This window comes from Thermomonas sp. (genome assembly GCF_025993755.1).
Lineage (GTDB): Bacteria > Pseudomonadota > Gammaproteobacteria > Xanthomonadales > Xanthomonadaceae > Thermomonas.
Genome location: NZ_JAMQHN010000188.1, coordinates 1 through 1,928 on the forward strand (window position 1 = coordinate 1; position 1,928 = coordinate 1,928).

A 1,928-nucleotide genomic window follows, 5' to 3' on the forward strand; every position below is an offset into this window, starting at 1 on the left:
ATCGAGCGGGAACGATTCCAGTGGTTCGCGCGGCCGGTTCTGGTCCGGATGGGGTCCCTGCTGGTTGGCCTGTTCCTGCTCCTGCACGCTCGGTCCGAACGGATCACGCAGGTCCTGGTCCTTGTAGGTGAACGCCTCGAAGGTCTTGATCACTGGCAACGGTGCCAGTGGCGCACCCTTCTTGGCCTTCTCCTTGGCAACCCACTGCTGCACGCTTTCGCTGGGGGTGCAGCCTTGCAGCCCAAGCAGCGCCAGCAGGACCGCGGCGGCCAGTGCGTGTTGGATGATGGGTCGACTCATCTCACGCTCCTTTCTTCGCCGGTGCGGGTGCCGCACCCTTCTTCGGTGGGTTCTTGGCAGCCTGGACCGCGGCAGCCTCCTCGTCGTCGAGGTAGCGGTAGGTCTTGACCGTACCTTCGAGGATGAGCTGGCCGGCCGAGCCCGACGATTTGGCGCCAGGGCCACCCGCGGGCTTGAGCGACACGTCATGCATGGTCAGGATCACCACGCGCGGCAATGACGCCACGTTGCTGATGAACGTGCCGAACTGGTGGTAGTTGCCGAGCATTCGCAACTGGATCGGCTTTTCGGCGTAGAAGTCCTTCATGATCTCGCCGCCGGGCTGGAACAGTTCGGTCTCGATACCCGCACTGAGCGCCGCCTGGGTGATGTTGTTGAGCAGTTCCGGCATCTCGGTCTTGCTCGGCAGCTGCCGCAGCATCGTCTGCAGCATCTCCTGCATGTCGGCAAGTTGCTTGCGATAGGCCTCGAGGTTGACCACCTTGGCCTGTTTGTCGGCAAAGTCCTTCTTCAGCGTCACTTCCTGCTGGCGCACCGACTCGAGCTCCTCCTGCTGCGCCCTGATCTTGAAGTACCAGCCAAAGAACAGGATGAGGGCGATGATGAGGATCGCGAAGAACGCCTTGACGCCGGTCGGCCAGCCGCCGATGTTGTTGCGGTCCAGATTGCGCAGATCGTCGAGGAAGCTCATTTCTTCTCCCCCGTGGCGGCGGACGGTACTTCGATGACGGCCACGGTACCCTGGGCCTTTTGCTGCTCTTCAGGCTTGCGCAGCTTCACATCCATCGAGAACTGATACGGCAGCTTCTTGTCCCCATCCTTGGCGCCCGCGGTGTTCTCGGTCTTCTTGAGGTCGGAATGGCCCAGCCATGGCGAGCGGTCGATGTTGAGCAGGTAGCTCGCCACCCGCTGGTTGGACTCGGCGCGCCCGTCGAGCGTAATCGTGTCGCCGACCTGCTTCATCGTGGTCAGGCGCACGCCGTCGGGGATGGTGCGCACGAGCTCGTCAAACAGGTGCACCATGGTCGAGCGGTTGGATTGCAGCTGCTCGATGATCTCCTTGCGCGTGATGAGATCGGCACGCGTCTTGTCGAGTTCCTCGATTTCCTTGATCTTGGCATCGAGCGCGGTGATCTCGCCCTTGAGGTAGTCGTTGCGCGCCTGTTGGTCATCGATGACGTGCTGCACCCACATCATCGCCACGAAAAACACCAGCAGCGCGCCGACCGCCGCAGCCAGCAGCATCATGTAGAACTCGCGTTCGCGCTGCTTGCGGCGCTCGGCTCGCCATGGCAGGAGGTTGATGTTGGCCATCAGTCGAAACTCCTGAGAGCAAGCCCGCAGGCGATCATGAGCGCAGGGGCGTCCTGCATCAACGATTGCGCCTGCACGCGACTGGACAGGGACATGTCGGCCAGCGGATTGGCGATCACGCACGGCACGCCCATGTGTTCCTCGACCTTGTCGGCGATCCCGGCGATCGAGGCACAGCCGCCGGCGAGCACGATCTGGTCGACACGGCTGTATTCACTGCCGGCGAAGAAGAACTGCAGCAGGCGCCCGATCTGCTGCGTCATCGCTTCCTTGAAGGGTTCCAAGGCCTCGCTTTCATACGATTCGGGCAGGCC

The 1,928-nt window shown here is 62.4% G+C and carries 4 protein-coding genes; all 4 read right to left on the reverse strand.

Annotated elements, in window-relative coordinates; translation table 11 throughout:
• A partial coding sequence (locus Q0X16_RS13015) for a pilus assembly protein PilP (protein WP_297835234.1) occupies nt 1-300 on the reverse strand: 300 nt, incomplete at its 3' end.
• Between the two features lies 1 nt (nt 301).
• The gene (gene pilO, locus Q0X16_RS13020) at nt 302-991 is read right to left on the reverse strand and encodes a type 4a pilus biogenesis protein PilO (protein ID WP_297835237.1); all 690 of its coding nucleotides are present in this window, start codon (nt 989-991) and stop codon (nt 302-304) included.
• Nucleotides 988-1,614 carry a PilN domain-containing protein gene (locus tag Q0X16_RS13025; protein ID WP_297835240.1) on the reverse strand — a complete coding sequence of 209 codons (627 nt, stop codon included), beginning with the start codon at nt 1,612-1,614 and terminating at the stop codon, nt 988-990. The genes pilO and Q0X16_RS13025 overlap by 4 nt, the downstream gene beginning before the upstream one ends.
• Nucleotides 1,614-1,928, reverse strand: a 315-nt coding sequence (gene pilM, locus Q0X16_RS13030) for a pilus assembly protein PilM (protein ID WP_297835243.1), incomplete at its 5' end; no start/stop codon positions are given. The genes pilM and Q0X16_RS13025, both read right to left, overlap by 1 nt.

Bases quoted from the DNA above. Each gene is read 5' to 3' on its own strand.
- pilO (WP_297835237.1), bottom strand. From the start codon at position 991: ATGAGCTTCCTCGACGATCTGCGCAATCTGGACCGCAACAACATCGGC.
- Q0X16_RS13025 (WP_297835240.1), bottom strand. From the start codon at position 1,614: ATGGCCAACATCAACCTCCTGCCATGGCGAGCCGAGCGCCGCAAGCAG.